This window comes from Saccharothrix sp. ST-888 (assembly GCF_000955975.1).
Classification (GTDB): domain Bacteria; phylum Actinomycetota; class Actinomycetes; order Streptomycetales; family Streptomycetaceae; genus Kitasatospora.
The window spans coordinates 39,642-54,216 of sequence record NZ_JYJF01000018.1; the positions used below are offsets into that span (position 1 = coordinate 39,642).

The following is a 14,575-nucleotide window of genomic DNA, read 5'->3' on the forward strand; positions in this document are numbered from 1 at the left end:
GCGGTTCAACGCTCGCTCTCGCACGTCCTCTTGACGCGGTGGTGGCGGGGGGTGAAGCATGCGCATTACGCCAATGGTCTGTTTCCGGGCCATTGGCGGCCACAGTGCCGTGGGCGCACGTTTCGGAATCCCCCACCGAACACCCAGGGGTGCGCATGTCCTCCGACCACCACTCACCACACCCGCCCGCGCCCGCCGACGATTCCCTGTCGGCGGACGAGCGGCGGCTCAAAGAGCTCGGATACACCCAGGAGTTGGCCCGCTCGATGTCGGGCTTCTCCAACTTCGCCGTCTCCTTCTCGATTGTGTCCATTTTGTCCGGTTGTCTGACCCTCTACGGGTTCGGCATGACCACCGGCGGTCCCGCGCTGATCACGTGGGGCTGGCCGGTGGTGGGTGCGATGACGCTGTGCGTCGCGCTCGCCATGGCCGAGATCTGCTCCAGCTACCCGACCGCCGGCGGCCTGTACTACTGGGCCGCCAAGCTCGCCCCCTCGCGTGGGCCGGCCTGGTCGTGGGTCACCGGCTGGTGCAACTTCATGGGGCAGGTCGCCGTCACCGCGGGCGTCGACTTCGGCGCCGCCTCCTTCGCCAACGCCTTCCTCGAACTCCAGTGGGGGTACGCCTCCACCCCCGCCCACACCGTCCTGATCTTCGCGGTCATCCTGCTGCTGCACGGACTGCTCAACACCCGGGGCGTCCGGCTGGTGGCCGTGCTGAACAACGTCAGCGTCTGGTGGCACGTCTTCGGCGTCCTGATCATCGTCGGCGCGCTGCTCGCCATACCGTCCCACCACGCCTCCGCCTCCTTCGTGTTCACCCGCTTCGTCAACAACACCGGTTTCCACAGCTCGTTCTACGTCGCCCTGCTCGGCCTGCTGCTCGCCCAGTACACCCTCACCGGCTACGACGCCTCGGCCCACATGACCGAGGAGACCCACGACGCGGCCCGCTCGGGCCCCAAGGGGATCGTCAACTCCGTTGTGGTGTCGCTGGTCGCGGGCTGGATCCTGCTGCTCGGCATCACGTTCGCGATCCAGAACTACGACGGTGCGGTCAACAGCTCGACCGGAGTGCCGCCCGCGCAGATCTTCCTGGACGCACTCGGCGCGAGCGGCGCAAAGCTGCTCCTGCTGATCGTCATCGGCGCCCAGTTCTTCTGCGGGATGGCCTCGGTGACCGCCAACTCCCGTATGATCTACGCCTTTTCACGTGACGGCGCACTGCCGGGATCGCGGATCTGGCACCGGATCGACCCGCGCACCCAGACACCCACCAACGCCGTCTGGCTCGCCGCCGGCGGCGCGTTCCTGCTCGGCGCCCAGGACCTGTGGAACGCCACCGCATACGCCGCCGTCACCTCCGTCTCCGTCATCGGGATGTACATCTCGTACGTCATCCCGGTCTATCTGAGACTCCGTCAGGGTGACGCCTTCGAGCGCGGTCCCTGGCATCTGGGCCGCTGGAGCAAGCCCGTCGGTACGCTGGCGGTCGGCTGGACGGTACTGATCTCCGTGCTGTTCATGCTGCCCACCGTCAGCCCGATCACGGTCACCAGCTTCAACTACACCCCCGTCGCGGTCGCCGTCGTGCTCGGCTCCGCCGGAATCTGGTGGCTGGTCTCGGCCCGGCACTGGTTCACCGGCCCCAAGATCCACCAGGTACCGACCGAACCCACCGACCGGACAAGCGAATTGGAGCCACGATGAGCGGTACGCGACTCACCCTCGACCGACTGCGCACGCTCGTCGCCGCCGGCGAGGTGGACACCGTCGTCCTCGCCATGACCGACATGCAGGGCCGCCTCCAGGGCAAGCGGATCGCCGCCGAGTACTTCCTCACCGACGTCGTCCCCAACTCCGCCGAGGGCTGCGGCTACCTGCTCGCCGTCGACATCGACATGAACACCGTCGACGGCTACGAGAACTCCTCCTGGGACAGCGGCTACGGCGACTTCGTCCTGAAACCCGACCTGAACACCCTGCGGATGGTCCCCTGGCACCCGGCCACCGCGATGGTCCAGTGCGATGTGGACAACCACGACGGCACCCCGGTGGCGGTCTCCCCCCGGCAGGTGCTGCGCCGCCAGCTCGACCGGCTCGCCGGATACGGCTGGAAGGCGTACGTGGGAACGGAGTTGGAGTTCATCGTGTTCCGCGACAGCTACGAAGAGGCGTGGAACAAGGACTACCGGCAGCTCACCCCAGCCAACCAGTACAACGTCGACTACTCCATCCTCGGCACCGCGAAGATCGAACCGCTGCTGCGCCGCCTGCGCAACGAGATGGCCGGGGCCGGACTCACCGTCGAGTCGGCCAAGGGCGAGTGCAACCTCGGCCAGCACGAGATCGCCTTCAAGTACGGGGACGCGCTGACCACGTGCGACGACCACGCCGTCTACAAGACCGGCGCCAAGGAGATCGCCGGGCAGGAGGAGTACAGCCTCACCTTCATGGCCAAGTTCAACGAACGCGAGGGCAACTCCTGCCACATCCACCTCAGCCTGCGCGACGAGGACGGCGTACCGGTGATGCCCGGTGACGGGCCGCACGGCTTCTCCAAGGTGATGGAGCACTTCCTGGCCGGCCAGCTCGCCTGCCTGGCCGAGTTCGCCCTGCTGCTCGCGCCCACCGTCAACTCCTACAAGCGGTACGTGGCGGGCAGTTTCGCCCCCACCGCGATCGCCTGGGGACGCGACAACCGCAGCTGCGCCCTGCGGGTGGTCGGCCACGGCTCCTCGCTGCGCTTCGAGAACCGGGTGCCCGGCGGCGACGTCAACCCCTACCTCGCGGTGGCCGCGCTGATCGCCGCCGGACTGCACGGCATCGAGCAGCAGCTGGAGCTGGAACCGGAGTTCGCCGGCAACGCGTACGCCTCCGACGCCCCGCGCGTCCCCGCCACCCTGCGCGACGCCGTGGCCGCCTTCGAGCAGAGCGAAGCGGCCGGCCTCGCCTTCGGCAAGGACGTCGTCCGCCACTACAGCCATGCCGGCCGGGTCGAACTGGCCGCCTTCGACGCGGCGGTGACCGACTGGGAGCGGCGCCGCGGATTCGAGCGGCTGTGACCGGCCGACCGCTGGTGGGGATCACCAGCTACCTCAGCGAGGCCGCCTGGGGCGTCTGGCGCCAGCCCGCCGCGCTGATCCCGCAGCCGTACGTGGACGCCGTCACCCGGGCCGGCGGCACGGCCGTCCTGCTCCCGCCCCAACCCGACGGCGCCGCCGACCTGGTGGACCGGCTCGACGGACTGCTGCTCGCCGGCGGACCGGACATCGGACCCGCCCGCTACGGAGCCGAACCGCACCCGAGGACCGACCCGCCGCACGAACTGCGCGACACCTGGGAGTCGGCACTGCTCGCCGCGGCACTGGAACGCGACCTGCCGGTCCTCGGCGTCTGCCGGGGCCTGCAACTGCTCAACGTCGCCCACGGCGGCGACCTGATCCAGCACCTGCCCGACCGGACCGGCGACGACGGACACCGGATCGCCCCCGCGACCTACCGGCAGCAGGCGGTGACCGTCCGGGCCGACAGCCGGCTCGGACGGATCCTCGGCAGCACCGCCAAGGTGCCCTGCTACCACCACCAGGCCGTCGGACGCGTCGGCGCCGGGCTCGAAGCCACCGCCTGGAGCACGGACCGCAGCGTCGAGGCCCTGGAGCGGCCCGACCGCCGCTTCGTCCTCGGCGTGCAGTGGCACCCCGAGGCCGACCCGGCCGACCCCCGACTCTTCGAAGCATTCGTCCGGACCAGCAGCCGCAAGGAGACCTCCGCATGACCGAACCCGACCTCTTCCAGGTGGTCGACCCGGCCACCGAAGAAGTGATCGAGACCGTCGCCATGGCGGGGATCGCCGAGACCGACGCGGCGATCGCCCGGGCCAAGGCCGCCTTCGACACCTGGCGGCGGGTCGGCCCCGCCGACCGCGCCCGGCTGCTGCGCGCCTTCGCCGCCGCCGTCGACGCCGACCTGGAGAACCTGGCGCAGCTCGAAATCGCCAACGCCGGGCACACGGTGGGCAACGCCCGCTGGGAGGCCGGCAACGCCCGCGACGTCATCGAGTACTACGCCGCCACCCCCGAACGGCTCTTCGGGCGCCAGATCCCGGTCGCCGGCGGCATCGACGTCACCTTCCAGGAACCGCTCGGCGTCGTCGGCGTCATCGTCCCGTGGAACTTCCCGATGCCCATTGCCGCCTGGGGCTTCGCACCCGCCCTGGCCGCAGGCAACACGGTGGTCCTCAAGCCCGCCGAACTCACCCCGCTGACCGCACTGCGGCTCGCCGACCTGGCCAGGACCGCCGGCCTCCCCGAAGGCGTGTTCCAGGTCCTGCCCGGGCGCGGACCGGTGGTCGGCCAGCGCTTCGTCACCCACCCGGACGTCCGCAAGGTGGTCTTCACCGGATCGAGCCGGGTCGGCAGGGCGGTGGCCGCCGGCTGCGCCGAGCAGGTCAAGCCGGTCACCCTGGAGCTGGGCGGCAAGAGCGCCAACATCGTGTTCGCCGACGCTGATCTGGCGAAGGCCGCCGCCACCGCGCCGTACGCGGTCTTCGACAACGCCGGGCAGGACTGCTGCGCCCGCTCGCGCATCCTGGTCCAGGAGTCTGTGTTCGACGACTTCATGGCACTGCTCGAACCGGCCGTCCTCGGCGTCCGGGTCGGCGACCCGCGCGACGAGAAGACCGAGATGGGCCCGCTGATCTCGGCCGCGCAGCGCGACCGGGTCGCCTCCTACGTCCCGGCCGGCGCGCCGGTCGCGGTGCAGGGGCTGACGCCTGAGGGCCGGGGCTTCTGGTTCCCGCCGACCGTGCTCGCACCGGTGGACCAGGGCTCGCCCGCGTTCACCGAGGAGATCTTCGGGCCGGTCGTCGCGGTGGTGCCGTTCCGCGACGAGGAGGACGCGCTGCGGATCGCCAACCGGACCGAGTACGGGCTCTCCGGCTCCATCTGGACCCGGGACGTCGGCCGGGCACTGCGCGTGGCCCGCGGCGTGGAGGCGGGCAACCTCTCCGTCAACTCCCACTCCTCGGTGCGGTATTCGACCCCGTTCGGCGGCTTCAAGCAGTCGGGCCTCGGGCGCGAGCTCGGCCCCGACGCGGTACTCGCCTTCACCGAGACCAAGAACGTCTTCATCTCGACCGACGACTGAACCGGTTCACTGAACCGATTAACTGCACCGATCACTGAACCGAGGAGTGAGCAGCATGACCCAGCGACTGACCGGCCGAGTGGCCGTCATCACCGGCGCGGGAAGCGGCATCGGACTGGCCACCGCGAAGCGGTTCGCCTCCGAGGGCGCCAAGGTGGTCTGCGTCGACATGAACGAGGACAGCGGGAAGAAGGCCGCCGCCGAGGTGGACGGCCTGTTCATCCAGGCGGACGTCACCGACGAGGACGCCGTCCGGGAGATGTACGAGACCGCCGTGCGCGAGTTCGGCAGCCTGGACATCGCCTTCAACAACGCGGGCATCTCGCCGCCGGACGACGACTCGATCCTCACCACCGGTCTCGACGCGTGGAAGCGCGTCCAGGAGGTCAACCTGACCAGCGTGTACCTGTGCTGCAAGTACGCGATCCCGCACATGCAGCGGCAGGGCAAGGGGTCGATCATCAACACCGCGTCCTTCGTGGCGGTGATGGGCGCGGCGACCTCGCAGATCTCCTACAGCGCCTCCAAGGGCGGAGTGCTGTCGATGTCACGGGAGCTGGGCGTCCAGTTCGCGCGTGAGGGCGTCCGGATCAACGCCCTCTGCCCCGGGCCCGTCAACACGCCGCTGCTCCAGGAGCTCTTCGCCAAGGACCCCGAGCGCGCCGCCCGCCGACTGGTCCACATCCCCCTCGGCCGGTTCGCCGAGCCCGAGGAGATCGCCGCCGCCGTCGCCTTCCTGGCCAGCGACGACTCGTCCTTCATGACGGCGAACACCTTCCTGGTGGACGGCGGCATCTCGGGCGCGTACGTGACCCCGCAGTAGCGGACGGCCGCGGCCCGGGGTCGGTGAGGACGGTCCCCAACCGTCCTCACCGACCGGGCAGTCAGGCCCCGGCGCTGTGGTCGGCGGGCAGCGGCCCGCGTAGCTCGCGCTCCTCGGACTCGGCCGGGTCCTCCGAGCCGGCCGGGTCCGAGGAGCCGGTCGGGGAGGCGTCGGGGTGGCCGTCGCCCTCGATGTCCACGTGGGGCAGCAGACGGTCGAGCAGGCCGGGCAGCCACCAGTTGCGGTCCCCGAGCAGGATCATGCCGGCGGGCACCAGGACGCCCCGGACGACCGTGGCGTCGAGTGCGACGGCAGCGGCCAGGCCGATGCCGAACATCTTCACCACAGGGTCGTCCGACAGCAGGTAGCTCAGGAAGACGCTGACCATGATCAGAGCGGCGGAGGTGATGATCCGTCCGGTACCGGCCAGGCCGTCGACGACGGCACGGCGGTTGTCCCCGCCGCGCAGGTACGCCCCGCGGACGGCGGTCAGCAGGAACACCTCGTAGTCCATGGAGAGGCCGAACAGCACGGCGAACATCAGCAGCGGGACGTAGCCGGGAATCGGGACGGCGCCGTCCAGGCCGATCAGGGCCGCGCCCCAGCCCCACTGGAAGACCGCGGTGAGGATGCCGTAGGCGGCCGCGACGGACAGCAGGTTCATCAGGGCGGCCTTCACCGCGACGACCGGCGAGCGGAAGGCCAGCAGCAGGAGCAGCGCTGCGACGGCGAGGACGAAGCCGACGATCAGGGGCAAGCGGTGGGCGAGCCGCTGGTTGAGGTCGGCCTGGCCGGCCGGGGTGCCGCCCACATGGGCGCTCTGACCGGTCCCGGCGGTGGCGCGGGGCAGGGTGGTGTCGCGCAGCCGGTGCACGAGTGCGGCGGTTGCCGGGTCCGAGGGAGCGGTGGCGGGGGTGACCTGCCAGCGGACGTGCGTGCCGTCCGAGCTGAGCTGCGCCTGGCCGACCGCGGCGACGCCCGGGGTGCTGCGGAGCGCCTTGCCGACGGCGGCGATCCGGGTGTCGGCGGAGCCGGACGCCGGGGAGGGCAGTGTGTCGACGACCTGGAGTGTCCCGTTGACCCCGGGGCCGAAGGCCGCTGACAGCCGGTCGTAGGCGGTGCGGCTCGCCGTGCCGACGGCGTTGTCTCCGGCGTCGAGCTGGCCGAACGTCAGGTCGGTCGCGGGGGCGGCGAGTACGGCGACCAGCGCGAGGGCCGCCAGGAGGGAGCGCCAGGGCCGCGCGGCGACCTGCTCCGCGATGCGGGCCCAGCCGCGCGGGCGGTTCCGGGAGCCGAGCCCTGCGGTCGCGGTCCCGGCCGGCTCGCCGTCCGGTCCGACCCCGCCCGCCGGGGTCGCGGTGGCGACGCGGCCGGCGGGTTCCCCGCCCGCCTGTGCGCCGGCCGCCGTCTTCGGGGTCAGCCTGCGGCCGAGCAGGACGAGTCCGGCGGGGAGCAGGGTGAGGGTGACCGCCATGGCGGTCAGGACGGCCATGCCCGGAGCCAGGGCCAGCGCGTACAGCAGGGGGAGACCGCCGAGGGCGAGGCCGGTGAGCGCGGCGACGACCGCGCTGCCGGCGAAGGCCACGGCCTTGCCGGAGCCGGCCATGGTGCGCACGGCCGCGTCCTCGATGCCGACGCCGGCCGCGCGCAGTTCGCGGAACCGGGTGAGGCAGAAGAGGCCGTAGTCGATCCCCACGCCCAGTCCGACCATGGCCGCGATGGTCTCGCCGGAGTCCGGCATGTCGACCAGGTGGCCCACCAGGCCGAGGGCGGGCAGCGAGATGCCGAGCCCGACCGCTCCGGCGAGCAGCGGGACGCCGGCCGCGAGCAGGCTGCCGAAGGAGACGGCGAGGATGACGAACGCGGTCGTGAGGCCGATGGCTTCGCTGTGGCCGGTGGAGCCCTTGTCGACGGCGGCGGCCAGGTAGCCCCCGGGGGTGACCTCGATGCCGGCGGTGGCTGCCGGGCGGGCCGCCGCCACGATGTTCCGGGTGATCCCCGGCGTGATGTCCCGCCCGGTGACGTCGAGTTCGACGGACAGGTAGGCGGTGTGGCCGTCGGGGCTCATGGCCGCCCGGCCGGCCGGGTCGTACGGCGTGGTGACGGCCACCACGTGGGCCACCTCCGCGATGGCGCGCGCGGCGGCCTCGACCGCCTTGGTCGCGTCGGCGGAGGTGAGCTGCGGCGCGTCCGCTGCGGTGTGCAGCACGACGGGCTGCCTGCCCGAGGCGGAGCCGGGGAAGGCCCTGGCGGCGTCGCTCGCGGCCTGGCTGTCGCTGCCCGGGATGGTGACCGCGTCGGTGGTGACCCGTCCGAACACGCCCACGGCCACGGCAGCGGCGGCGAGCAGCAGCAGCCAGGCGGCCACGGTTCTCCTGGGTCTGCGGGCACACCATCGCCCCACGGTGCTGAACATCGGCGAGTCGCCCTTCCGTACGGCAGCGGTCGCGGCGCGCCCTGCCCGAAAACTAATTGCACTCCGAGTGCAGCCGTACAGTTGCATCCGGAGTGCAACAATGTCAACGAGAGGGAGGAGGCCCCGAGGTGGAACAGGCCGCGCAGGAGACGGACCGGCGCGCTCCGGACGGTCGTACGGAACGCGGGCGGCAGACCCGGGAGAAGATCGCCGACGCGCTGCTCTCCCTGCTGGACGAGGGGGAGTCGCGTTTCGTGGCGGACCGGGTCGCCGAACGCGCCGGGGTGTCACGCCGCCTGGTGTTCCACCACTTCGAGGACATGGCTCAGCTGGTGGACATCGCCATCACCCGGCGGCTGGACCAACTGGGCGCCCAGATCAGGCCGTTGCCGACGGACGGCCGACGAGAGGTGCGGGTGGCGGCACTCGCGGAACAGCGTGCGCGGATCCTGGAGTGGCTCACTCCGGCGCGCCTGGCGGTCATGCGCCTGGAGAATCCGTCCGAGCGCATCCAGCAGGTCATCCGGCAGGTCATGGACTTCGCCCGGCAGCGACTCGCCGAGGTCTTCGCCGTCGAACTCGACCCGCTGCCCGAGAGCCGCAGGACCGACCTGCTCAACGGACTGGACGCCGTGACCACCTGGAGCACCTGGTACCACTGGCGCAGCAGCGGCCTCGACGTCGAGGCGGCCCGCCGCACCATGGAGGCGACCGTTCACGCCCTGCTCGCCGCCGCCGACCTGCCCGGGACGGCGGCGGACGGACCGTGACCCTGCCGCACCTCAACGTGGGCAGAGGAGCCGACGGTTCTCAGTGATACCAGGGGAGTCGGACCGGGACGCCGAAGGGCTCGGCGAGGCGGACGCGCTCGGCGCCGGGCGTGGCGAGGGTCTCGACGGCCAGGCCGCCGCCGTCGCGTGCGCGGGTCATCCGGCCACCTGCCGGGCCATCAGGGTGGTCAACTCGTAGGCGGTGTGCGAGGCGGCGACGGCGGTGATCTCGGCGTGGTCGTACACGGGGGCGACCTCCACCACGTCGGCACCGACCAGTCGGCAGCCGGCCAAGCCCCGCAGGATCTCCAGGAGTTCGCGCGAGGTGAGGCCGCCGGCCTCGGGGGTGCCGGTGCCGGGCGCGTGGGCCGGGTCGAGGACGTCGATGTCGACGGAGACGTACAGCGGCCGGTCGCCGACCCGCTCGCGCAGCTGCTGGGCGATCTCGTCCACGCCGCGCCGCATCACGTCGGCGGAGGTGACGACACCGAATCCGAGCTTCTCGTCCTCGGTGAGGTCCTGCCTGCCGTACAGCGGGCCCCTGGTACCGACGTGGGAGAGCGCGGAGGTGTCCAGGATGCCCTCCTCGACGGCGCGCCGGAACGGGGTGCCGTGGGTGTACTGGGCGCCGAAGTAGGTGTCCCAGGTGTCCAGATGGGCATCGAAGTGCAGCAGTGCGACCGGGCCGTGGAGCTTGGCGACCGAGCGCAGCAGCGGCAGCGCGACGGTGTGGTCGCCGCCGAGGGTGAGCAACTTCGCGCCGGTGGCGAGGAGTTCGTCCGCGGCGGCCTCGATGCCCGCCACCGCCTCGTTGATGTCGAAGGGATTGACCGCGATGTCACCCGCGTCCGCCACCTGGGCGAGCGCGAACGGTGCGGCGTCCTGTGCCGGGTTGTACGGCCGCAGCAGGCGGCTCGCCTCGCGCACGGCGTTGCCGCCGAACCGGGCGCCGGGCCGGTAGGAGACCCCGGAGTCGAACGGGATGCCGACCACGGCGATGTCGGCGCGCGGCACCTCGTCCAGGCGCGGCAGCCGGGCGAAGGTGGCCGGTCCGGCGTAGCGCGGGACGCGGGAGGAGTCGACGGGTCCACGGGGGGTGGTCATGGCCGGCCTTTCTGCGAGGGGGAGTTCGGACGGCGGCGTCGGTCGGATCGGTGGCGGGACCGGCGGCGAGGTACGCGGCCGGGCTCGCAGGCAGCCCGTAGTGGATCGGTTCGTCGGCCGGCACGCCCTTGACCGACCTCGGCACGACCACGTTCACGCCGCCGAGGCCGATCGAGGCGAGCACACCGGCCGAGGTGCCGCGCCGCCAGACCAGGTTGCCGTTCGGTGCCGTCGGCGGCAACACCGCCCGCCGGCCGCCGCCGCCGCTCACCGGGCTCCCGCTGGACGGTCGTCCGGCCGTGCCCGAGACCCTGCGCACCTGGCTCTCCCCGCACGCCAGTCGGGAGCACACGGCCTCCGCGCTCGGCGCCCACCGCAACACCGTCGGCAACGGATCGCCCGCGCTCCGGAAGAAGCTCCCCGCGCCCAGAGGGCTCAGTGCGTGCTCCCCGGCGGGATCTCCAGCTCGAACCAGACGACCTTGCCCTGGGTGGTGCTCCGGCTGCCCCAGCGGTGGGCGATCTCGTTGATCAGGTGCATGCCGCGGCCGCCCTCGTCGGAGGCCCGGGCCCGGCGGATCCTCGGCGCGTGACTGTCGATGTCGGCCACCTCCACCGTCAGGTCCGCATTGCGGAAGATCCGCACCTCGGTCGGCGCCCCGGCATGCACCAGCGCATTGGTGATCAGCTCGCTGGTCAGCAGCTCGGCGTGGTCGATCAGCCCGGTGAGACCCCAGGACCTGAGCGTGCGGCGGACGAACCGCCGCGCGTGGCCGGCCATCGACGGGTCGCCGGCCAGCGGCAGTACGGCCAGCTGGTCCGAGCTCAGCGGACGGGAGTGGGCCATGATCACGGCGATGTCGTCGCCCTGGACGGTGTCCGAGGTCAGTGCGGTGAGCACGGCGTCGCAGGTCTGCTCCAGCGTGGGCCGACGGTCGGCCACCGTACGGCGCAGCAGCTCCACGCCCTCGTCCAGATCCTGGTCCCGGCGCTCCACCAGGCCGTCGGTGTAGAGCACCAGGATGCCGTCCTCGGGCAGGGTGAAGTGCACGGACTCGAACGGCACCCCGCCGACCCCCAGCGGTGCGGCCGGCGGCAGCTCCAGCAGGCGCGCCGAACCCGGCGCCTCGGCCAGCACGGGCGGCAGGTGCCCGGCGCTGGCGGCGGTGCAGCTCCGGTCGAGCGGGTCGAAGACCACGCAGACACAGGTCGCGAACTGCCCCTCGCCGACTGCCGCCGCAGCGTCGTCCAGCCGCCGCAGCACCCGGGCGGGATCCAGGTCGATCGTGATCAGTGTCCTTGCCACCGTGCGGAGTTGGCCCATCGTCGCGGCGGCCCGGATGCCGTGTCCCATCACGTCGCCGACGATCAGCGCGACCCGCCCGCCGGACAGCGGCACCACGTCGAACCAGTCGCCGCCCACCTCACTGATCACACTGCTCGGCAGATAGCGGTACGCGATCTCCAGACCGAGCGAGCGGTGCACCTCCTGCGGCAGCAGACTGCGCTGGAGCGTCAGCGCGGTGTCCCGCTCGCGCCGGTACAGCCGGGCGTTGTCGATGCACACCGCCGCGCGCGCCGCCAGCTCCTCCGCGAGCGCCACGTCCGCCATGGTGAACGGCTCCGGATTGGCCGTCCGGACGAACTCCGCCCCGCCCAGCACCACACCCCGGGCCAGCAGCGGCACCATCAGGTACGAGTGCACGCCCGCCGTCAGGCTCGGCACCACCCGCTCCGGCGCGGCCACGATCCGGCGCAGCGCCTTCTCGTCCACCTCCGCCACCAGGATCGACCGCCCGGTCCGCAGACTCTGCGCGTACACCTCGGCGGACTGCGAGAGGCCGCCGACCGGATCCGAGGAGCTCACCATCCGGCCGTCCTCCGTCAGGTTGCCGTGCTCGTCCGCCTCGCCGACGGCGACCGCGCGCATCATCACCGGACCGTCCATCGGCAGCTCGGTGAGCTCCTCGCCCTCCAGCACCGACTCCAGCAGGTCGACCGTGGTGAAGTCGGCGAAACGCGGCACCACCACCTCGACCAGCTCACGCGCCGTGCGGTGGACGTCCAGGGTGGCCCCGATCCGGGTGCTGGCCTCGTTGAGCAGGGCGAGGCGCTGCTGCGCGGCATGGGTCTCGTCCAGCGCCAGCTGGCGCTGCCGGGCCGCGTCGCGTTCCCGGTTGTACAGCAGGGCGTTGTCGATGGAGACCGCCGCCCGGGCCGCCAGCTCTCCGGCCAGCGACAGATCCTCCTCGCTGAACGGCGTTTCGCTCCGCTGCCGGTAGAAGGCCGTCACCCCGATCGCCGAACCGCGGGCGATCAGCGGCACCACCATGCACGAGCCGACCTCCTCCCGCGCGCTGGCGGTCAGCCGCCGCGGGTCCTCGGCGAACCAGCGCAGCGCGGCGCCCTCCAGGACCGGGATCAGTACGGGGCGGCGGTGCGACAGCGCCCAGGCGTACGGCGTGGAAGGGTTGAACCGGTGCACACTGCCGATCGGCGCGAGCGGCCGCAACCGCGAACCGGGTGCGGCGTTGAAGGCCATCCGGCGCAGCACCGCCGACCGGTCCGCCGGGCTCGGCGTCATCGGCTCCTCGCCGCGCACCAGCGCGTCCAGGACCTCCACCACCACCGTGTCCGCCAGTTCGGGCGCCGCGACCTCGGCCAACTCCCGTGCGGTCTGGCCCAGATCGAGCGTGGTACCGATCCGGGCCGAGGCCCGGTTCACCAGCGCCAGCCGCGCCTGGGCCGCCTTCGCGCTCCGAAGCGCCTCCGCCCTGGCCAGTGCCGTCTCGTGCTGCTGCTGGTAGAGGCGGGCGTTGTCGATCGCCACCGCCGCCCGGGCCACCAGCTCGTCGCCCAGCCGGGTGTCCTCGTCGTCGTGGGACGCCCGCTTGCCGCGCCGGGCGTACACCACCATGCCCAGCACGGTGCCCCGGGCGACCAGCGGGGTGATCCGCACCGGCAGCGACCGCTCGCCGCGATAGGCCTTCTCCTGCTCGGGCGGCATGTCGGCGGAGAGGAGGGGCAGTTCCCAGGACGGCACGACCACCGTCCGGCCCGAGGCCATCGCCCGCGCGTACGGCGAGTCCCGCGGTATCCGGTACACCGCCTCGATGGGCAGGTGCTTCAGGGGGTACTCCGGGTCCGTCGTCCCCACCGCCAGCCGACGCACCTGCTGGATGCCCTCCTCGCCCTCGGGCCGTCCGCTCTCCCGCTCCTCGCTGTCCCGCTCCTTGCTGTCCCGCTCCTCGCTGTCCCGCCTCTCGCTGTCCCGCTCCGCGCTGTCCCGCTGCTCCTCGTACCGGCCCTTGTCCCGCCTCTCGTCGTCCCACGTCTCGTGCTCCGGTCCGTCCGGGCCGGAGACCAGCCGCTCCAGTGCGAACACCCCGGCGACGTCCGCCACCCTGGGCACCATCGCGTCGACCAACTCGCGTGCGGTGCGCCGCAGATCGAGTGTGGTGCCGATCGACTCACCTGCCGCGACCAACGCCGAGAGCCGCTCCTGGGCCCGCACGGCCCGCGACTCGGCCCGGTAGCGCGCGGTCACGTCGACGATGGTGGAGCTGACCCCGAGCACCTCGCCGTCCGGTCGCTGAAGCCGGAAGTAGGAGGCCGACCAGGCATGGTCGTGGTCCGGGTCACCCGGCGTACGGCCGTGCGACCGGGCATCGACCACCGGAGCGCCGTCCGCAATCACCTGCCGCATCACCGCCTCGACCTCGGCGCCGTTGATCCCCGGCAGCACCTCGGCCACCCGGCGGCCCAGATGCTCGGCCACCGACAGTCCGTTCACCCGCGCCAGCGCCTCGTTGAGCCGGACAAAGCGCAGCTCCCGGTCGTAGACCGCCATCCCCACCGGGGCCTGCGTGAAGAAGCCGTCCAGCACCGCGAGATCGGCCTGCAGCCGTTTCAGCGCGGTCACGTCCGAGGCCACCGTGAGCACCAGCTGCTCGCCCTTGGGGCCCGTGACCGGAGTGGTCCGGAACTGCACGTCCACCAGGTGGCCCGAGCGGTGCCGCACCGGGAACGTGCCCGACCACGGCTGCCCGTTCAGGATGCTCTCGAACATGCCCAGCACCTCGGGCCGCCGCTCGTCGGTGACCAGCAGGTCGGCGGCGAAACGGCCGATCGCCTCCTCGGCGGAGTAGCCGAGCAGGGCCTCCGCGTCCGGGCTCCAGTGCAGGATCCGGCCGTCGTCGGCGACCAGCGCGGTCGCGATCGGGATCACCACCAGGTCGTCGTGCTCCTGCGCCCCACCCGTGCTCCTGCGGTGGGGTGCCGCACCAGGTCCCTGCTCCTCGGCATGCATGGCCACG

Annotated in this window: 9 protein-coding genes; 6 read left to right on the top strand and 3 right to left on the bottom strand. The window is 72.2% G+C overall.

All coding sequences use genetic code 11. From position 1 onward, the window contains the following. Positions 1-155: 155 nt before the first annotated feature. From UK12_RS09490 to UK12_RS09510, 5 genes are read left to right on the top strand one after another with little or no spacing between them, the layout of a single operon-like run. Positions 156-1,709, top strand: coding sequence for an amino acid permease (locus UK12_RS09490; RefSeq protein ID WP_082119461.1), 1,554 nt, complete (start codon positions 156-158; stop codon positions 1,707-1,709). Further along, positions 1,706-3,064, top strand: a complete 1,359-nt coding sequence (locus UK12_RS09495) for a glutamine synthetase family protein (RefSeq protein ID WP_045301737.1) — start codon at positions 1,706-1,708, stop codon at positions 3,062-3,064. Before UK12_RS09490 ends, UK12_RS09495 begins: the two co-directional genes overlap by 4 nt. Continuing rightward, positions 3,061-3,777 (top strand): gamma-glutamyl-gamma-aminobutyrate hydrolase family protein, encoded by a 717-nt coding sequence (locus tag UK12_RS09500; protein WP_231591114.1) that lies wholly within the window; start codon positions 3,061-3,063, stop codon positions 3,775-3,777. Before UK12_RS09495 ends, UK12_RS09500 begins: the two co-directional genes overlap by 4 nt. Continuing rightward, positions 3,774-5,147 carry an aldehyde dehydrogenase family protein gene (locus UK12_RS09505; RefSeq protein ID WP_045301739.1) on the top strand — a complete coding sequence of 458 codons (1,374 nt, stop codon included), beginning with the start codon at positions 3,774-3,776 and terminating at the stop codon, positions 5,145-5,147. Before UK12_RS09500 ends, UK12_RS09505 begins: the two co-directional genes overlap by 4 nt. 55 nt (positions 5,148-5,202) lie before the next feature. Further along, complete coding sequence (locus tag UK12_RS09510; protein ID WP_045301740.1) at positions 5,203-5,970, top strand: 3-oxoacyl-ACP reductase; 768 nt, start codon at positions 5,203-5,205, stop codon at positions 5,968-5,970. Between the two features lie 61 nt (positions 5,971-6,031). On the opposite strand, the gene UK12_RS09515 is transcribed toward UK12_RS09510, so the two are convergent. After that, entirely contained in the window at positions 6,032-8,338 is a 2,307-nt protein-coding gene (locus UK12_RS09515; protein ID WP_063838227.1) for an MMPL family transporter, read from the bottom strand. A gap of 176 nt (positions 8,339-8,514) precedes the next feature. Between UK12_RS09515 and UK12_RS09520 the strand changes: the two genes are divergently transcribed. Continuing rightward, the gene (locus UK12_RS09520) at positions 8,515-9,156 is read left to right on the top strand and encodes a TetR/AcrR family transcriptional regulator (protein WP_197084703.1); all 642 of its coding nucleotides are present in this window, start codon (positions 8,515-8,517) and stop codon (positions 9,154-9,156) included. 156 nt (positions 9,157-9,312) lie between these two features. Here UK12_RS09520 and speB read toward each other — a convergent pair whose 3' ends face one another. Further along, the gene (speB, locus tag UK12_RS09525) at positions 9,313-10,260 is read right to left on the bottom strand and encodes an agmatinase (protein WP_045301741.1); all 948 of its coding nucleotides are present in this window, start codon (positions 10,258-10,260) and stop codon (positions 9,313-9,315) included. A 435-nt stretch (positions 10,261-10,695) separates the two neighbouring features. Continuing rightward, positions 10,696-14,568, bottom strand: a complete 3,873-nt coding sequence (locus tag UK12_RS41090; RefSeq protein ID WP_231591117.1) for a SpoIIE family protein phosphatase — start codon at positions 14,566-14,568, stop codon at positions 10,696-10,698. Positions 14,569-14,575 lie beyond the last annotated feature (7 nt).

Coding starts and splice junctions, on each gene's coding strand:
- UK12_RS09490 (WP_082119461.1), top strand. CDS start 156: ATGTCCTCCGACCACCACTCACCACACCCGCCCGCGCCCGCCGACGAT.
- UK12_RS09495 (WP_045301737.1), top strand. CDS start 1,706: ATGAGCGGTACGCGACTCACCCTCGACCGACTGCGCACGCTCGTCGCC.
- UK12_RS09505 (WP_045301739.1), top strand. CDS start 3,774: ATGACCGAACCCGACCTCTTCCAGGTGGTCGACCCGGCCACCGAAGAA.
- UK12_RS09510 (WP_045301740.1), top strand. CDS start 5,203: ATGACCCAGCGACTGACCGGCCGAGTGGCCGTCATCACCGGCGCGGGA.
- speB (WP_045301741.1), bottom strand. CDS start 10,260: ATGACCACCCCCCGTGGACCCGTCGACTCCTCCCGCGTCCCGCGCTAC.
- UK12_RS41090 (WP_231591117.1), bottom strand. CDS start 14,568: ATGCATGCCGAGGAGCAGGGACCTGGTGCGGCACCCCACCGCAGGAGC.